Origin of the sequence: Cryobacterium sp. 10S3 (assembly GCF_034344045.1) — a bacterium.
Lineage (GTDB): Bacteria > Actinomycetota > Actinomycetes > Actinomycetales > Microbacteriaceae > Cryobacterium > Cryobacterium glucosi.
Genome location: NZ_CP133773.1, coordinates 3243931 through 3261451 on the forward strand (window position 1 = coordinate 3243931; position 17521 = coordinate 3261451).

Annotated in this window: 14 protein-coding genes; all 14 read right to left on the reverse strand. The window is 64.1% G+C overall.

Going from position 1 to position 17521, the window contains the following annotated elements; genetic code table 11:
• Positions 1-69: 69 nt before the first annotated feature.
• Positions 70-1044, reverse strand: a complete 975-nt coding sequence (gene nrdF / locus RHM57_RS15075) for a class 1b ribonucleoside-diphosphate reductase subunit beta (RefSeq protein ID WP_134446785.1) — start codon at positions 1042-1044, stop codon at positions 70-72.
• Positions 1045-1145: 101 nt separating this feature from the next.
• Entirely contained in the window at positions 1146-3251 is a 2106-nt protein-coding gene (gene nrdE / locus RHM57_RS15080) for a class 1b ribonucleoside-diphosphate reductase subunit alpha (protein WP_322137397.1), read from the reverse strand.
• A gap of 32 nt (positions 3252-3283) precedes the next feature.
• Positions 3284-3688, reverse strand: a complete 405-nt coding sequence (gene nrdI / locus RHM57_RS15085) for a class Ib ribonucleoside-diphosphate reductase assembly flavoprotein NrdI (RefSeq protein ID WP_134446783.1) — start codon at positions 3686-3688, stop codon at positions 3284-3286.
• A 54-nt stretch (positions 3689-3742) separates the two neighbouring features.
• Positions 3743-3976 (reverse strand): glutaredoxin-like protein NrdH, encoded by a 234-nt coding sequence (gene nrdH / locus RHM57_RS15090; protein ID WP_134446781.1) that lies wholly within the window; start codon positions 3974-3976, stop codon positions 3743-3745.
• A 346-nt stretch (positions 3977-4322) separates the two neighbouring features.
• Positions 4323-5357: a LacI family DNA-binding transcriptional regulator gene (locus RHM57_RS15095; protein ID WP_322188518.1), complete on the reverse strand. Its 1035-nt coding sequence runs from the start codon at positions 5355-5357 to the stop codon at positions 4323-4325.
• 96 nt (positions 5358-5453) lie between these two features.
• Complete coding sequence (gene yjfF, locus RHM57_RS15100) at positions 5454-6473, reverse strand: galactofuranose ABC transporter, permease protein YjfF (protein WP_134446775.1); 1020 nt, start codon at positions 6471-6473, stop codon at positions 5454-5456.
• A complete protein-coding gene (locus RHM57_RS15105) occupies positions 6470-7519 on the reverse strand; it encodes an ABC transporter permease (protein WP_134561679.1) in 1050 nt (349 codons plus the stop codon). Before RHM57_RS15105 ends, yjfF begins: the two co-directional genes overlap by 4 nt.
• A complete protein-coding gene (locus tag RHM57_RS15110; protein WP_134446773.1) occupies positions 7516-9066 on the reverse strand; it encodes a sugar ABC transporter ATP-binding protein in 1551 nt (516 codons plus the stop codon). Before RHM57_RS15110 ends, RHM57_RS15105 begins: the two co-directional genes overlap by 4 nt.
• 118 nt (positions 9067-9184) lie before the next feature.
• Complete coding sequence (locus tag RHM57_RS15115; RefSeq protein WP_322188520.1) at positions 9185-10171, reverse strand: ABC transporter substrate-binding protein; 987 nt, start codon at positions 10169-10171, stop codon at positions 9185-9187.
• Positions 10172-10436: 265 nt separating this feature from the next.
• The gene (locus RHM57_RS15120) at positions 10437-11528 is read right to left on the reverse strand and encodes a sugar-binding protein (protein ID WP_322188522.1); all 1092 of its coding nucleotides are present in this window, start codon (positions 11526-11528) and stop codon (positions 10437-10439) included.
• Positions 11529-11620: 92 nt separating this feature from the next.
• A complete protein-coding gene (mmsB, locus tag RHM57_RS15125; RefSeq protein WP_134558054.1) occupies positions 11621-12946 on the reverse strand; it encodes a multiple monosaccharide ABC transporter permease in 1326 nt (441 codons plus the stop codon).
• Entirely contained in the window at positions 12946-14532 is a 1587-nt protein-coding gene (gene mmsA, locus RHM57_RS15130; protein WP_322188524.1) for a multiple monosaccharide ABC transporter ATP-binding protein, read from the reverse strand. Before mmsA (RHM57_RS15130) ends, mmsB (RHM57_RS15125) begins: the two co-directional genes overlap by 1 nt.
• 185 nt (positions 14533-14717) lie before the next feature.
• Positions 14718-15899: a multiple monosaccharide ABC transporter permease gene (gene mmsB, locus RHM57_RS15135; RefSeq protein ID WP_134446766.1), complete on the reverse strand. Its 1182-nt coding sequence runs from the start codon at positions 15897-15899 to the stop codon at positions 14718-14720.
• Positions 15896-17416: a multiple monosaccharide ABC transporter ATP-binding protein gene (gene mmsA, locus RHM57_RS15140; RefSeq protein ID WP_370294730.1), complete on the reverse strand. Its 1521-nt coding sequence runs from the start codon at positions 17414-17416 to the stop codon at positions 15896-15898. The genes mmsB (RHM57_RS15135) and mmsA (RHM57_RS15140) overlap by 4 nt, the downstream gene beginning before the upstream one ends.
• Positions 17417-17521: the final 105 nt, after the last annotated feature.

The following is a 17521-nucleotide window of genomic DNA, read 5'->3' on the forward strand; positions in this document are numbered from 1 at the left end:
GCCGGAACGAACGAGGAAGGCCGGGGGCGCAGTGCGCTCCCGGCCTTCCGCCGTCCTACCGGTCCAGGGCTAGAAGTCCCAGTCGGCGTCTTCCGTGTTGACGGCCTTGCCGATCACGTACGAGGAGCCCGACCCGGAGAAGAAGTCGTGGTTCTCGTCGGCGTTCGGCGAGAGCGCGGACAGGATCGCCGGGTTCACGTCGCACACCTCCTTGGGGAAGATGGCCTCGTAGCCGAGGTTCATCAGGGCCTTGTTGGCGTTGTAGTGCAGGAACTTCTTGACGTCCTCGGTCAGGCCGACGGTGTCGTAGAGGTCCTGGGTGTACTGCACCTCGTTCTCGTAGAGCTCGAAGACGAGGTTGAACGCGTAGTCCTTGATCTCGTCGCGACGCTCCTGCGTCGCCGCCTCGAGGCCCTTCTGGAACTTGTAGCCGATGTAGTAGCCGTGCACCGCTTCGTCACGGATGATCAGGCGGATGAGGTCGGCCGTGTTGGTCAGGCGGGCGCGGCTGGAGAACCACATCGGCAGGTAGAAGCCCGAGTAGAACAGGAACGACTCGAGCAGCACCGAGGCGACCTTGCGCTTGAGCGGGTCGTCGCCCTGGTAGTAGTCCATCACGATCGAGGCCTTGCGCTGCAGGTTGACGTTCTCCGTCGACCAGCGGAACGCCTCGTCGATGTCCTTGGTGTTGCTCAGGGTGGAGAAGATCGACGAGTAGCTCTTGGCGTGCACGGACTCCATGAACGCGATGTTCGTGTAGACGGCCTCTTCGTGCGGGGTGATCGAGTCGGGGATCAGCGAGACGGCGCCGACGGTGCCCTGGATCGTGTCGAGCAGGGTCAGGCCGGTGAACACGCGCAGGGTGAGCTGCTGCTCGACCGGGGTGAGCTGGTTCCAGGACTGCACGTCGTTCGACAGCGGGATCTTCTCCGGCAGCCAGAAGTTGTTGGTCAGCCGGTTCCAGACGTCGACGTCTTTCTCATCTTCGATCTTGTTCCAGTTGATCGCATCGACATGCGAGATGAGCTTGAGCTTGTCAATCATTTCGTGTTCCTTTTTCGGCCTGTCTCAGTCTTCGGCCGGTATCGGACGAGTCAGCGTGCACTGTGATTACAGCATCCACAGTAGATGAAGCGGTGCTGTGCTTAGAGCATGCACGAGACGCAGCCGTCGACCTCGGTCCCTTCGAGGGCCATCTGGCGGAGACGGATGTAGTAGATGGTCTTGATGCCCTTGCGCCACGCGTAGATCTGCGCCTTGTTGATGTCGCGGGTCGTCGCGGTGTCCTTGAAGAAGAGCGTGAGCGAGAGACCCTGGTCGACGTGCTGCGTTGCCGCGGCGTAGGTGTCGATGATCTTCTCCGCACCGATCTCGTAGGCGTCCTGGTAGAAGTCCAGGTTGTCGTTCGTCATGAACGGGGCCGGGTAGTAGACGCGGCCGAGCTTGCCTTCCTTGCGGATCTCGATTTTCGAGGCGATCGGGTGGATCGACGAGGTCGAGTTGTTGATGTAGGAGATCGACCCGGTCGGCGGCACGGCCTGCAGGTTCTGGTTGTAGATGCCGTGTTCGATGACGGATGCCTTCAGCTCGGCCCAGTCGGCCTGGGTCGGGATGCGCACCCCGGCCTTCTCGAACAGCTCGGCGCCGCGGGCGGTGGACGGGACCCACGCCTGGTCGGTGTACTTGTCGAAGAATGCGCCGGAGGCATACGTCGAGTCCTCGAAGCCGGCGAACGCGTGGCCGCGTTCGATGGCGAGGGTGTTCGAGGCGCGGAGGGCGTGGAACAGCACCGTGTAGAAGTAGATGTTCGTGAAGTCGATCGCTTCTTCGCTGCCGTAGTACACCCGCTCGCGGGCGAGGTAGCCGTGCAGGTTCATCTGGCCGAGGCCGATCGCGTGCGACTTGTCGTTGCCGTCTTCGATCGAACGAACCGAGGCGATGTGGCTCTGCTCGGAGACCGAGTTGAGGCCACGGATCGCGGTTTCGACGGTCTTGCCGAAGTCCGGCGAGTCCATCGACAGGGCGATGTTCATCGACCCGAGGTTGCAGGAGATGTCCTTGCCGATGGTGTCGTAGGACAGGTCTTCGTTGTACGTGGTCGGTGTGTTGACCTGGAGGATCTCCGAGCACAGGTTCGACATGTTGATGCGGCCCTTGATCGGGTTCGCCGCGTTGACGGTGTCCTCGAACATGATGTACGGGTAGCCGGACTCGAACTGGATCTCCGCGAGGGTCTGGAAGAAGTCGCGCGCCTTCATCTTGGACTTCTTGATCCGCGGGTCGTCGACCATCTCGTGGTACTTCTCGCTCACGGAGATGTCGGCGAAGGGCACACCGTAGACGCGCTCGACGTCGTAGGGCGAGAACAGGTACATGTCCTCGTCCTTCTTGGCGAGCTCGAAGGTGATGTCGGGGATGACGACGCCGAGCGACAGGGTCTTGATCCGCACCTTCTCGTCGGCGTTCTCACGCTTGGTGTCGAGGAAGCGCATGATGTCGGGGTGGTGCGCGTGCAGGTACACGGCGCCGGCACCCTGGCGGGCACCGAGCTGGTTCGCGTAGCTGAAGGAGTCTTCGAGGAGCTTCATCACGGGGATGATGCCGCTCGACTGGTTCTCGATCTGCTTGATCGGGGCGCCGGACTCACGGATGTTGCTGAGCAGCAGCGCGACGCCGCCGCCGCGCTTGGAGAGCTGGAGCGAGGAGTTGATGCCGCGGGCGATCGACTCCATGTTGTCTTCGATGCGGAGCAGGAAGCAGGAGACGAGTTCGCCGCGCTGCGCCTTGCCCGAGTTCAGGAACGTCGGCGTTGCGGGCTGGAAACGGCCGGCGATGATCTCCTCGACGAGGCCGGTCGCGAGCTTCTCGTCGCCCTGGGCGAGGCCGAGTGCGGTCATGACGACGCGGTCTTCGAAACGCTCGAGGTACCGGTTGCCGTCGAAGGTCTTGAGCGTGTACGACGTGTAGTACTTGAACGCACCGAGGAAGGTCTGGAAGCGGAACTTCTTCGAGTACGCGAGGTCGTTGAGCCTCGTGATGAATTCGAAGGAGTACTGGTCGAGCACGGCCTGCTCGTAGTATTCCTTCTCGACCAGGTAGTCGAGGCGTTCCCGGAGGGAGTGGAAGAACACCGTGTTCTGGTTGACGTGCTGCAGGAAGAACTCCCGGGCCGCCTCCCTGTCCTTATCGAACTGGATTTCCCCGTTCGGCCCATAGAGGTTGAGCATGGCATTGAGGGAGTGATAGTCCATCGCCAGCGCGACCTGCGCGTGCGGGGCTACTTTCACGGCTGTTGCTTCCAAAATGATTCCAATCCGTCGTGAACGATGCGCACATCATCCGGAGTTCCCAATACTTCAAATCGATACATATGCGGCACGTTGCACTTTGCCGCGATGATGTCCCCCGCGATGCAGAATGCCGTGCCGAAGTTCATGTTGCCCGCGCCGATCACGCCGCGGATGAGCGAACGGTTGTGTTCGTCGTTCAGGAAGCGGATGACCTGCTTCGGCACAGCTCCCCTGGCCTCGCCGCCGCCATAGGTCGGCACGACGAGCACATAGGGCTCCGTCGCCCGGAGCGGCTCGTCGCGCGCGTACAACGGGATGCGTGCGGCAGGCCGGCCGAGTTTCTCCACGAACCTCTGGGTGTTCCCCGAGGTGCTGGAGAAATAGACGATCTCAGCCATTGGATGCCGGCCTCACTCTCGAACCGCGTGCTTCAGTCCCGTAGCGCAGACCGCTCAGGCGAGACGTGCGGCGAGTTCGTTGATCTTGTCCGGGCGGAAGCCGGACCAGTGGTCCTCGTCGGTGATGACGACGGGCGCCTGCAGGTAGCCGAGTGCCTTGACGGCCTCGAGGGCGTTCTCGTCGACGGAGAGGTCGAGCACTTCGTACTCGATGCCCTTGTTGTCGAGGGCCCGGTAGGTGGCTGTGCACTGCACGCAGGAGGGCTTGGTGTAAACCGTGATTGCCATGTGGAAGGCCTTTCTCGTGGTTCAGAAGAGTAGTGGTTCAGAAGTGAGTGCGCCAGTACGACTGTGCAAGTGCGATGCGGCCCTGCGAAACGCGGGATGTCACGGGTGTTGCGGCGTTGCTGTGCTGGAGATCAATACTACATGTAGTGCCTCCCAATGGGAATGGCCACTACATGCGGTAATTACAATTATGTAGTTATCCACCGACATTCGTGATGTTGTCAACAGGCTGGCGCATTCGGAGGCCCGCTTTCCCGCGGAAATCGCCGGGTTATCCACATCCTGCAGAATCAGCATTCGCACCTCTGTGGATAACTCACCGCGGGCGTGTCGCCGCCGGGAGCGGCTAGGCGCGCGGGGCGGACGACTCGCGGACGACGAGTTCAAGGACCGAGCTCGGCAGGTCGGGCGCCTCCTCGTCCTCGAGCACGGCGAGGAGGGTGCTCAGGATGTTGCGGCCGAGTTCGTCGAAGTCCTGGCGCATGGTCGTCAGTGTCGGGGAGAAGAACGCGGCCTCGGGGATATCGTCGAACCCGATGACGCTCACGCGGTCCGGCACGGCGAGTCCGTTGCGGACGAGGGCGTGGATGAGTCCGAGTGCCATCTGGTCGTTGCCGGCGAACACGGCCGTGAAGTCGCCATAGGCGCCGGATTCGATCAGGTCCATGCCGAGGCGGAACCCGCTCGCAGGCGACCAGTCGCCGATCAGCGGTTCCCTCGCGATGAGGCCGCGGTCGCCCAGTTCGTCACGCCAGCCCCTGGCTCGTTCGATGGCGTCGACGGAGTCGGCCGGTCCGGCGAGGTGCACGATATTGGTGTGGCCGAGTTCGGCGAGGTGCGTGACGGCGATCCGCGCACCGCGGTAGTTGTCGACGCCGACCCGGTGGAATCCGCCGCGGCCGCTCGACTCCACCGCGATGAGGGGCACCCCGAGTTCGATGCCCCTGACGGCCTCGAGGGCGCTGCGGTGCGCCGCGATCAGCACGATCGCCTCGACGTTCTGCCGCAGGAGGAGCTCAACGGCGGAACGCAACGACTCCGGGTCCGACTCGAGCATGCTCGCCATGCTCACCGCGTACCGGGCGTCCCTCGCCGCCTCGTTGAACCGCAGGACGGTGCTCGAGGGTCCGTAGTCCGGTCCTCCTGTTGTGATCAGGCCGATCGTCCGGGAGCGGCGGGTGACGAGGGCGCGCGCAGCGGGTGACGGCCGGTAGCGGAGCTGCTTGATCGCGTTCTCGACACGTTCCCGTGTCGCGGGGCGCACATTGGGAAGGTCGTTGAGCACCCGGGAGACCGTCTGGTGCGAGACGCCGGCCAGCCGCGCGACGTCGAAGATGTTGGCGACGCGCGCCTTCTCATCGTCCTTGCTCACCAGGCTCATTGGCTCCCACCGATGCGTGTTCAACGCATCGTCTCTCTGTCCCCTTATTCTGGCTCACGCGCGGGTGCCGTGGCCGACACGCTCTCGCCGGACGCGTTATCGACGGCGTGCCGTCAGGACCTTCTGAAGGACGATGAAGACGAGGAGGAGCCCGCCGATGAAGATCCGGGTCCACCACGAGCTGAGGGTGCCTTCGAAGGTGATGATCGTCTGGATCGTGCCGAGCACGAGCACGCCGAGCACAGAGCCGAGCACGAAGCCGTACCCACCCGTGAGCAGGGTCCCGCCGATCACGACCGCGGCGATCGCGTCGAGTTCGGTGCCGACCGCCGTGAGGCTGTATCCCGAAAGCGTATAGAAGGTGAAGAGCACCCCGGCAAGGCCGGAGCAGAATCCGCTGATCACGTAGACGAGCACCTTGGTCCTGGCCACCGGCAGTCCCATCAGCATGCCCGACTGTTCCCCGCCGCCGATCGCGTAGACGGTGCGGCCCAGCCGGGAGTAGTGCAGCACGAGGAACGCGACCAGGACCACAAGAAGGGCGATCACGACGCTCGCCGTGATGCTCATGCGACCGCCGAACGAGATCCTGGTCTGCGCGAGGCTGACGAAGACCGGGTCGGTGATCGAGATCGAGTCCTTGCTGATCACGTAGCAGAGTCCCCTGGCGAGGAACATCGCGGCGAGGGTCGCGATGAACGGCTGGATCTTGAAGATGTGAATCATGAGTCCGACCAGGAGTCCGAGCACCGATGTCAGCACGAGGATGAGCGGGATCACGACCGAGGCAGACCAGCCGGACTGGAGCAGGCTCGCGGCGATCATGGTCGACAGGGCGAGGACGGCCCCGACCGACAGGTCGATGCCCCCGGTCAGGATCACGAACGTCATCCCGACCGCCAGCACGATCAGGTAGGCGTTGTCGACGAACAGGTTGAGGATCACGGGCCCGGAAACGAAGCCACGATAGCGGCTGCCACCGATCGCGAAGATGGCGATGAGCAGCACGAGGGTCACGAGGACGGGGCCGTACTTCGGGCTCGTGAACGCGGACGAGACCCGGCCGAGCAGTCGGCGGCCCGCGTCGACGGGCGCGGAGGAGGTGTCGATGCTCATGAGACGGACGCCCTTTCGGCGGTTCGGGTGCCCGGACGTCCCCGGCCGAGTGACCGGCGCCAGCGGCCGAACGTGGCGTTCGTCGTTGGCGACTGCAGCAGGCAGACGGCCGTCACGACCGCGGCCTTGAAGACCATCGTCGCGATGGGTGGGATGCCGACCGTGTACACCGTTGTGACGAGGGTCTGGATGACGAGGGCGCCGACGAGGGTGCCGAGGAGTGAGTACCGGCCGCCTGCGAGAGAGGTTCCTCCGATCACCACCGCGAGGATCGCATCCAGTTCGATGAAGAGGCCGGTGTTGTTGGCATCGGCCGCCGTCTGGTTCGAGGTCAGGATGAGGCCGGCGATGGCGGCCGCGAATGCCGAGAAGGTGTACACGGTGATCAAGAGGCCCCGCGACCGGACGCCGGCCTGCCTGCTCGCCTCCGGATTGATTCCGACCGATTCGATCAGGAGCCCGAGGGCCGTGCGCCGGGTGAGCAGGGCGGCTGCGGCAAAGATGACGGCCGCGATGACGACGGAAACCGGGATGCCGAGGACGAATCCGGACCCGATGACCTTGAAGGGAGGACTGTTCACGGTGAGGATCTGGCCCTCCGTGATAAGCATCGCCGCGCCGCGCCCGGCGGTCATCAGGATCAGCGTCGCGATGATGGGCTGGATCCCGAGCACGGCGACCAGGAACCCGTTCCACAGGCCGAGGACGAGGGCGATCAGGAGCGCGGCGATCACGGCGACCGCGACCGTGCCGATGCTGCCCGGTTCCGGGGAACCGAGGATGATCGAGCAGGCCACGGCACCGGCGATCGCGCACACGGCGCCCACGGAGAGGTCGATCCCACGCGTCGCGATGACGAGAGTCATTCCGACCGCGATGATGAGGGTCGGCGCGCCGTTGCGGGCGATGTCCACGAGGCTGCCGAAAAGGTGCCCGTTCTTGACCTCGAGGCTGAAGAAGCCGGGGAAGGCGACGAGGTTGATGGTGAACAGGACGAGCAGCATCACCACCGGCCAGAACAACCGGCTCGAGAACATCCGGTTCATCGTTCCACCGCCGTCAGTTCGCCGTCGGCGATGATGGCCAGGAGGCTGTCAACGGTCAGGTCGTCATTGACGATGTCGGCGACGAGCCTGCGGTCCCTCATGATCGCGATCCTGCTGCTGAGGCGCAGCACCTCCTCGAGTTCCGCCGAGATGAACAGCACCGACATCCCGTTTTCGGCGAGGTTGACCACGAGTTTCTGGATCTCGGCCTTCGCGCCCACATCGATGCCCCTTGTCGGTTCATCGAGGATCAGCAGCCGCGGCGCGACGGCGAGCCACCTGGCCAGCAACACCTTCTGCTGGTTGCCTCCGGAGAGGTTCCTGACGATGGCGTCTGGGTTGGCCGGCCGGATGTTCAGGGCCTGGATGTAGCTGACCGCGAGCTCGTCGCGGCGCTTCCGAGAGATCGGATGGAACCAGCCGCGGTCAGCCTGCAGCGCGAGCACGATGTTGTCCCGCACGGTGAGGTCCTCGACGATGCCCTCGGCGCGGCGGTTCTCCGAGGAGTAGGCGACTCCCCGCGCGAGGGCCGAACGAGGCGTTCGGAACCGGTGCGGCGTGCCGTCGATCACCAGTTCCCCGGAGTCCGGTCGGTCGATTCCGGAGAGGATCCTGGCGAGCTCGGTGCGCCCGGAGCCCAGGAGACCGGCGAGCCCGACGACCTCGCCGGTGTAGACCCGGAGGTCGACCGGCGCGATGGACCCCTTGCGCCCGAGCGCCGTCGCGGCCAGAAGGGGCACTTCGTCGTCTTCCCCGCCGCCAGGCTCGACGATCCGCCGCTCGAGGGCGTCGAGGATCGCGAGTTCCTTCCCGATCATCTTCTGCACGAGGTCGAGGCGCAGGATCTCTGCCGTGCGGTATTCACCGACGAGTTTGCCGTTCCGAAGGACCGTGAGGCGGTCCGAGATCTCATAGACCTGGTCGAGGAAGTGGGAGACGAAGAGGATCGCGACGCCCTCGGCCTTGAGCTCGCGGATCACCCGGAAGAGTTCGGCGACTTCGTCGGCGTCGAGGCTCGACGTCGGCTCGTCGAGGATCAGGACCTTCGCGTTGACGTCGATGGCCCTGGCGATCGCGACGAGCTGCTGGACAGCGAGCGAGTGCGAACCGAGCAGTGAACCGGGATCGATGTCGAGGTGCAGGCCGCGGAGGAGTTCCACAGCCCGACGCCGGGTGGCCCGCCAATCGATGCCGCCGAACCGGCGGGGTTCCCGACCGAGCATGATGTTCTCGGCGACGCTCAGGTTTCCGAGCAGGTTCACCTCCTGATAGACGGTGCTGATCCCGGCATTCTGGGCCTGGGCGGGGCCCGCGAACGAGACCCGGTTGCCGGCGAGCAGGATCTCGCCGCTGTCGGCCGGGCCGCTGTCGATCGCATAGACACCGGTCAGCGCCTTGATCAGGGTCGACTTGCCTGCACCGTTCTCCCCGAGCAGCGAGTGCACCTCGCCGGGGAACATCCGGAAGTTCACCCCGTCGAGGGCCTTGACGCCGGGGAAGGAGATCGAGATGTTCGTCATCTCGACGACGGGGGCCTGTGCGTTCATTCACGTTCTCTCTTCATCGTCGTGCGAGCGGATGCCGGTTCCCGGCGGCAGGGACCGGCCGGCCGGATGGCCTGCCGATTCGAGCCGCCGGAGACCGGCGAAGCGGTACCGGATCCGCTCAGTACTGACGGGTGGGAAGTGCGGCAGTCGCCTGCTCCTGGGTGAAGGTCGTCTCCTCCGTCAGGATGCGCTTCTCGACGCTCTCCCCCGCGACGACCTTCTTGACGATGTCGACCAGCTGCTTGCCGAGGAGCGGAGAGCACTCGACGATGAAGTTGATCTTGCCGTCGGAGAGCGCCTGCATGCCGTCCTTCACTGCGTCGATGGTGACGATCTTGATGTCCTTCCCCGGCACCTTGCCCGCCGCTTCGACGGCCTCGATCGCGCCGAGGCCCATGTCGTCGTTGTGGGCGAAGATCAGGGTGGCGTCCGGGTTAGACTTCAGGAGCGCCTCGGTGACCTGCTTTCCGCCCGCCCTCGTGAAGTCGCCGGTCTGCGAAGCGACGATCTGGAACTTCGGATCGGCCTTGATGACGTCGGCGAAGCCCTGTGCGCGGTCGATGGCGGGAGCCGCGCCCGTTGTGCCCTCGAGTTGGATGATCTTGACCGGATCGGTCTGGTTCTTGTATTCGTCGACGACCCACTGGCCGGCCTTCTGGCCTTCCTTGACGAAGTCGGAACCGAGGAAGCTCACGTAGAGGCTGTCGTCCTTCGAGTCGACGGCACGGTCCGTGAGGACGACCGGAATCCCGGCGTCCTTCGCTTCCTTCAGGACCGCGTCCCAGCCGGTCTCGACGACGGGAGAGAACGCGATGACGTCGACGCCCTGGGTGATGTACGAGCGGATGGCCTTGATCTGGTTCTCCTGCTTCTGTTGCGCATCCGAGAACTTGAGCTGCATTCCGGACGCGGCGAACGCATCCTGGATGTCCTTCGTGTTCGCGGTCCGCCAGCCGCTCTCCGCGCCGACCTGGGCGAAGCCGACGACGATGTCGCCCGGTGCCTTCGCAGCGCCCGTCGAGCTGGTGTCTGCGGCAGTGGAACATCCCGTGAGGGCCAGGAGAAAGGCGCCGACGGCGACCGCTCCGATCATCTTCCTGATCATGTGACTAAACCTCCTTGTTTAGCGTCCCGGCGGAACATTCTGCTGCGTGTCTCGGTGCCGGGCGACCAGGTCGTTCTGGTCGATGTCGAAATGTTAGCGCTCACAAGCGCGCGTTCACAAGCCCTCCCGATATCTTTTCGATCTCCTGTGAAGCGGGGATCCCCGGCATCCGTTCGGCGATTGTGAACGCTCATAACCGAGGCCCCTCATGCAAGCGGAGCCGACCCCTGGCCGGGGCCGGCTCCGCCGGATGATGCGATATCTGTTACTTGGTGAGCGGCGAGAGCTTGGGATCGTTCGCGTAGGCCTCTGCCGCGTTGGCCTTCGTCACGATGACCGGAGGCAACAGGTAGGCGGGAACGATCTTGACGCCGTTGTCGTACGACTTGGTGTCGTTCACGTCGACGGCCTCGCCCTTCTGCAACGCCTGGGCCATCTTGATGGCCTGGGCGACGAGCAGGCGGGTGTCCTTGTTGATCGTGGAGTACTGCTCACCGGCCATGATCGACTTGACCGACTCCACCTCGGAGTCCTGGCCGGTCACGATCGGGATGGGCTTGCCTGCTGCCTTCACCGAGGTGATGATCGCGCGCGCCAGGGTGTCGTTCGGGGAGAGCACGCCGTCGAGGGCCTTGTCCCCGTAGGTGCTGGTCAGGAGCGAGTCCATCCGGCTCTGCGCGTTCTCGGCCTTCCAGCCGGCGGTCGCCGTCTGCTTGATGTCGGTCTGGCCGGAGGCGACGACGAGGGTGCCGGCGTCGATCTTCGGCTGGAGAATGCTCATCGCGCCGTTGAAGAAGACCGCGGAGTTGGCGTCGTCGGAGGAACCGGAGAAGAGCTCGATGTTGTACGGCCCGGCCGCCTTCCGGGAGGCGAGCCCATCGAGGAGGGCCTGGCCCTGGAGCTCACCGACCTTGAAGTTGTCGTACGCCACGTAGTAGTCCACGTCCGGCGTGTTGAGGATCAGCCGGTCGTAGGCGATGACCGTCGCACCCGCGTCCTTCGCCGCCTTCACCTGGGTGCCGAGCTGGCCGCCGTCTGCCGCGCCGATGATGATGACCTTGGCGCCGTTGGTGACCATCGCCGAGATCTGGTCCTGCTGGTCTTTGACCGTCGTCGAGGCGCCGGCGTACTGCACGTCGCCCTTGAACCCGGCCGTCTTGAGGCCGTCTTCGAAGAGGCCTCCGGCGAGGACCCAGTTCTCAGAGGTCTTCGAGGGAAGCGCGACGCCGATCACCGAGTCCGCCGGGAATCCGGCGGCCGCTGTGGAACCGCCCGTGGTGTCGGTGCGGGTGGAACACCCGGAGAGTGCCATCAGGGCTACGGCGGCGAGCGCTGTAGTCGCAAGGAGTTTTCGCATGTTCGATCGCTTTCTACTCAATGTGGTGGAGCAGGGATTGTGCTGTGCTGGGTGTGGAGCGAGATCGGGAGAGGTCATGCGGATGCCGCGGATCAGGAGGGCATGCTCGCCGGCGGTCTGGCCGTGTCCGGCGTCCCGGAGTCGGGGACGACCATCGGCGCTTCGTCCGGAGCCGGGGTGGTCTTCCGGTTCCGGGTCATGAACCCGAGGATCGACGGCCGGCCCTGTTTCTTGTTCCAGACATCCACCCCCACGGCGAGGAGAAGCACGAGACCCTTGATGATCTGCACCCGGTCGCTTCCGACACCGAGGAGCTGGAGCCCGTTGTTGAGCACGGCCATCACGAGACCGCCGATGATGGAGCCCGTGACCGTGCCGATTCCGCCGGAGACCGCCGCACCGCCGATGAAGACGGCGGCGATGGCGTCGAGCTCCCAGCTCAGCCCGTCCTGCGGTCCGGAAGCGACCGAGCGGGCGACGAAGATCATGCCGGCGAGGGCGGCCAGGATCGACATGTTCATCATCACGAGGAAGTTGATCCGGCGGGACTTGACGCCGGAGAGTTCGGCGGCGAGCTTGTTTCCGCCGACCGCGTAGACGTGACGGCCGAAGATCGTGTTCCGGGTGACGAACGAGTACACGAGCACGAGCACCCCGAGGATGATCCCGGAGACCGGGAAGCTCGTTCCGGTGCGGCCGCCCGCGAAGAGGAAGGACGCGTAGACGACGACCGCATTGAGCAGCACGACCTTGACGACGCTCGCCCAGAGCGGGGACGGCGTCGAACCCATGATCCGCTGCACGCGGCGCGCCCGGATCTCCCGCCAGATCACGGCGATCACAATGATGAGCCCGAGCAGGAGGGTGAGGTTGTTGTACCCGGTGTACGGCCCCACCTCCGGAAGATACCCGGAGCCGATGGTGGTGAAGCCAGGGGGGACGGGCACCGTGTTCGCGTTGCCGATCAGCTGGTTGCCGCCGCGGAAGATGAGCATGCCGGCGAGGGTGACGATGAAGGCCGGCACTCCGACGAAGGCGACCCACCAACCCTGCCACGCCCCGATCAGCATGCCCACGAAGAGGCCGAAGAGGATGGCGAGAGGCCAGGGCAGGTTCCAGTCCTTCATCGAGGTTGCGACGACGATGCCCACGAACGCGGCGACGGACCCGACGGACAGGTCGATGTGCCCGGCGATGATCACGATCACCATCCCGATGGCGAGGATCAGGATGTACGAGTACTGGCTGACGAGGTTGATCAGGTTGCCTGAGGACAGGGTCAGGCCGTTGGTGAGGTACTGGAAGAGCAGGATGATCGCGATCAGGCTGAAGAGGATGCCGAACTGACGCAGGTTTCCCCCGCCGAACAGCTTCCGCGCGCTGCGCGCCTCGCTCGTGGTCGTGGTCTCGGTAGTCATCAGCTGCGAACCTTCTTTCTGGCGCTCGTCATGCTCTTCATCAGGGTCTCCGGGTCGGCCTCCGCCGCGGGGATGCAGTCCGTGATCGCACCCTCGAAGACCGTGTAGATGCGGTCGGCGAGCCCCAGGAGCTCAGGGAGTTCCGAGGAGATCAGGATGACGCCCTTCCCCTGCGCCGCGAGGTTCTGGATGATGCCGTAGATCTCGTACTTGGCGCCGACGTCGATGCCCCGGGTGGGTTCGTCGAGGATGAGCAGGTCGGGGTCCGTGAACATCCACTTGGCGAGGACGACCTTCTGCTGGTTGCCGCCGGAGAGCTTGCTGACCCCGGAATCGACCGTCGGCGTCTTGATCCGGAGGCTCGTGCGGTAGCCCTCCGCGATCGAGTACTCCTTGCCGTCGTTGACGACGGGACCGGCCGAGATCTTGGAGAGCTTCGCGGACACGATCGAACGCTTCACGTCGTCGAGCAGGTTGAGGCCGAGCGCCTTGCGGTCTTCACTCACATAGGCGAGTCCGTGGTCGATGGCCTCTGCCACGTTCCTCAGTTCGATCTCCTTGCCGTCCTTGAACATCCGTCCGGAGAGGAAGGTGCCGTAGGACCGGCCGAAAATACTCATCGCGAGTTCGGTGCGGCCGGCTCCCATGAGCCCGGCGATGCCGACGATCTCCCCGCGCCGCACGGTGAGGCTCGAGTTCTTGACCACCATCCGCTCCGTGACCTGCGGATGCTGCACGTTCCAGTCCCTGACCTCGAAGAACACCTCTCCGATCCTCGGGACATGGTCGGGGAAGCGGCTCTCGAGGCTCCTGCCGACCATGCCGCGGATGATGCGGTCCTCGTTGACCCCGTCCCGCACGACGTCGAGGGTCTCGATCGTCTTCCCGTCACGGATGATCGTGATGGAGTCGGCGACCTGTTCGATCTCGTTGAGCTTGTGGGAGATCATGATCGACGTGATCCCCTTGCCTTTGAGACCCCGGATCAGGTCGAGCAGGTGCTGCGAGTCTGCCTCGTTGAGCGCCGCGGTCGGCTCGTCGAGGATCAGGAGCTTGACCGACTTACTGAGCGCCTTGGCGATCTCCACGAGTTGCTGCTTGCCGACGCCGATGTTCTTGATCAGGGTGTCCGGATCTTCGCGGAGCCCGACCCGCGCGAGCAGTTCGAGGGCGGTCTTCTTGGCCGTGATCCAGTCGATCGCGCCCCACCGGGTCGGCTCGTTGCCGAGGAAGATGTTCTCGGTGATGGACAGCTCGGGGATCAGCGCGAGTTCCTGGTGGATGATCGCGATCCCGGCTTCCTCGCTCGAGCGGATGTCCCGGAAATGCACGGTCCTGCCCTGGTAGACGATGTCGCCGTCATAGGTCCCGTACTGGTACACCCCGGAGAGCACTTTCATGAGGGTGGATTTGCCTGCGCCGTTCTCACCGCAGATGGCGTGGATCTCCCCTGCCTTCACGGTGAGGGACACGTCGGACAGGGCCTTGACCCCGGGGAACTCCTTCGTGATCGATCGCATTTCCAGAATGACCGGCCCGTCCGCGCGGACGGGCTCGTCGTTCATGACGTGCTGGGTGGACATCATTGTGCTCCTTGCGCCAGATGCCACAGATAGTAACCGGCAGTGGCCGCGAGCAACAGGCTCCCTGCTGCCGCGACGTGTCACGCTTGGGTAACGGCTGATCGGATACACAAAAGGCAGATCGCAGGCGCAAAAAAGCGGGCCGGTCGTCCGAAGACGACCGGCCCGCTCTCGCGTGTTTGTGCGGGTCAGCGACCGCCGGAGCGACGCTTGTTGTACACGTCGAACGCGACGGCACCGAGCAGCACCAGGCCCTTGATGAGCTGCTGGTACTCCGTTCCGACACCGAGGATCGACATGCCGTTGTTCAGCAGCCCGATGATGAAACCACCGATGATGGCGCCGGTGACGGTACCGATACCACCGGTGACCGCGGCGCCACCGATGAAGACGGCGGCGATGGCGTCGAGTTCGAAGCCGTCACCGGCCTTCGGGTTGGCGAGGTTGAGCTGGGCGGTGAAGACGAGCCCGGCGAGTGCCGAGATGACGCCCATGTTCACGAAGAGCATGAAGGTGACGCGCTTGGTCTTGATGCCCGACAGTGCAGCGGCGTTCAGGTTGCCACCGATGGCGTAGATGTGGCGGCCGAAGACGCTGTTCGACATCACGGATGCGTAGACGACGATCAGGACGCCGAGGACGATCAGGACGATGGGCGTGCCACGGTAGCTCGCGAGCAGGTACGTGATGCCGAGGATCATCGCTGCGGTGAACACCAGCTTGGTGAGGAACCAGGCGAACGGCTCGTCTTCGACGTCGTACTTCGCGCGGGCACGGCGCTGGCGGATGCCCTGGAGCACCAGGAAGAGCGTCGCAATGATGCCGATACCGAGGGTCAGCGGTTCGACAGCACTGGTTCCGCCGCCGAGGTCGGGGAGGAATCCGCTGCCGAGGGCGCGGAATTCGTCGGGGAACGGCGAGATCTGCTTGTTCTGCAGTGCTATCTGGGTGAGCCCACGGAAGGTGAGCATACCGGCCAAGGTCACGATGAAGGCCGGTATCCCGAAGTAGGCGATCCAGAAGCCCTGCCACATTCCCACGAGGGCGCCGACACCGAGGCACAGGATGATCGCGAGCCACCACGGCACATTCCACTGCGTGATCATCACGCCGGACATGGCGCCGACGAAGGCGACGACCGAACCGACCGAGAGGTCGATGTGGCCGGCGATGATGACCATGACCATGCCGACGGCGAGGATCAGGATGTAGCTGTTCTGCACGATCAGGTTCGTGACGTTGATCGGCTTCAGGGTGATGCCGTTGGTGGCCACCTGGAAGAAGATCACGATCGCGATCAGGGCGATGAACAGGCCGATTTGCCGCAGCTGGCCGGCGAGGTAATTAAGTGAAGATCTGAACACGCTCATCGCTTGTCCTTGTCCCTTTCCTGGGTCATGTTTTGCATAAGGAATTCGGCCGTCGTCTGCCCGCGGGCGACGTCCGCCGTGATCCGGCCTTCGAAGATGGTGTAGATCCGGTCGCAGATGCCGATCAGTTCCGGCAGTTCGGACGAGATCACGATGACGCCCTTGCCTGCGTCGGCGAGGCGGTTGATGATTCCGTAGATCTCATACTTGGCGCCGACGTCGATGCCGCGGGTGGGCTCGTCGAGGATGAGGACATCCGGGTCGGAGAACATCCACTTGGACAGCACGACCTTCTGCTGGTTTCCGCCGGAGAGCTTCCCGGCGAGGGCCTCAACCGTCGGAGCCTTGATGTTCATGCTCTTGCGGTAGCCCTCTGCGACGACGATCTCCTGGTTGGAGTCCACCCAGCCGCGCTTGGCGATCTTGTGCATGCCCACCGTGGAGATGTTGCGTTTGATGTCCTCGATCAGGTTGAGACCGTACCGCTTGCGATCCTCGGTTGCGTACGCCAGGCCGTGATCGATGGCGTTCGCTACCGTGCTCGTGTTGATCTTGACGCCGTTCTTGTACACGGTGCCGGAGATGTTGTGCCCGTAGCTGTGGCCGAAGACGCTCATCGCGAGCTCGGTCCTGCCCGCGCCCATCAGCCCGGCGATGCCGACGATCTCGCCGGCCCTGACGGTGATGTTCGCGTCCTTGACAACCCGGCGCTGGTGGTCGAGCGGGTGGTAGACGTTCCAGTCTTCGACCCGGAGGAGTTCCTCACCGATGTTCGGCGTGTGGTCGGGGTAGCGGCTGCCGAGGTCGCGGCCGACCATGCCCTTGATGATGCGCTCCTCGGAGATGTCATCGGTGTGCATGTCGAGCGTCTCGATGAGCTTGCCGTCACGGATGATGGTGACCTCGTCGGCGATGGCCTTGATCTCGTTCAGCTTGTGGCTGATCATGATCGAGGTGACGCCCTGGCCCTTGAGGTGCTTCATCAGGTCGAGCAGGTGCGCGGAGTCCTCGTCGTTGAGTGCTGCGGTCGGCTCGTCCAGGATCAGGAGTTTGACCTCCTTGGACAGGGCCTTCGCGATTTCCACGAGCTGCTGCTTGCCGACGCCGATGTCGCGGATCTTGGTGATCGGGTTGTCCTTGAGACCGACCCTGGCGAGCAGCTTGGCTGCCTCCATGTTGGTCTTGTTCCAGTCGATCCAGCCGTTGTTCTGCTGCTCGTTGCCGAGGAAGATGTTCTCGGCGATGGAGAGGAACGGGCTCAGCGCCAGCTCCTGGTGGATGATGACGACGCCTGAGGCCTCGGAGTCATTGATGGATTTAAAGGCGACCGGCTCATTTTCGAAGACGATCTCGCCCTCGTATGTGCCGTGCGGGTAGACGCCGGAGAGCACCTTCATCAAGGTGGACTTTCCTGCACCGTTTTCACCGCAAATCGCGTGGATGTGGCCTCGCTTCACCGCGAGGGAAACGTCCTGGAGGGCTTTCACTCCGGGAAAGGTTTTCGTGATGCTGCGCATCTCGAGAATATTCGTTGTCACCGTTACTTCTTCTTCCGGTGGAGAGAGGGTGGGTGGTGGTTGTGGTGCTGGTGCTTTCGGTGCTGGCAGTGGCGGCGGGGTGAC